Genomic DNA, 595 nt, shown 5'->3' with positions numbered 1-595 from the left:
GCCGCGGGGGCGGCGCTGGCGAGACGGTCTGCCGGTGCCTGGGCGGGCGCGGCAGCGGGAGCCTTGGCTGCCGCCGGGGTGAGAGTGTCCGCGGCTGGGGCTTTGGGCTGCGCCTTGGACTGGGGGATGCTGCCTGCGGCGAGGCCTTGGGATTGGGCTTGGCTTTCAGGGGCTTGCTCACTCTCTGCCGCTTGCGGCACGGCCTCGGACCTTGGGATGCGGTGGGCCTGGAGGTTGAGGCTGCTTTCGGGTGTGGGCTGCTGCGGCAGCGGGTCCGGTGTCAGTGAGATCAGCAGCGCGCCGGCGCCCGCGGCGTGGACCAGGGCAGAGGCGGCAAGCCCCAGAGCCCATATCGCCGGGGCGCGGCTCATCCGCCGGTTTCCGGGGTGACCACCAGCACCACGTCAGTGAATCCCAGTGCTTCGCCCTGGGCCACCAGCGGCAGCACGTTGCGCAGTTCGGCTGTGCGGTGGGCGTTGATGCGCAGGCGTAAGGCAGGGTCGTCTGCCAAGAGGGCTGAGAGGGCAGGGGAGAGGGCGTCGCGGGCAATCGCTTTGCCGTCGAGGGCCAGGTCGCCGCTGGCGGAGACCGCGAG

The 595-nt window shown here is 71.9% G+C and carries 1 protein-coding gene and 1 pseudogene; both read right to left on the bottom strand.

Features of this window, described 5'->3' with window-relative positions; all coding sequences use genetic code 11:
* Positions 1-371 (bottom strand): annotated as a pseudogene (locus RA21_RS21830) (hypothetical protein); the annotation flags it as partial.
* The coding region (locus RA21_RS21825; protein WP_039152726.1) for an ExbD/TolR family protein at positions 368-595 on the bottom strand (228 nt) is incomplete at its 5' end. The gene RA21_RS21825 and the pseudogene RA21_RS21830, both read right to left, overlap by 4 nt.

Source organism: Leisingera sp. ANG-DT, assembly GCF_000813785.1.
In the GTDB taxonomy this organism is placed as follows: Bacteria; Pseudomonadota; Alphaproteobacteria; order Rhodobacterales; family Rhodobacteraceae; genus Leisingera.
Note: the sequence above shows the minus strand (reverse complement) of the source record. Positions and strands in the feature narration are given on the sequence as shown.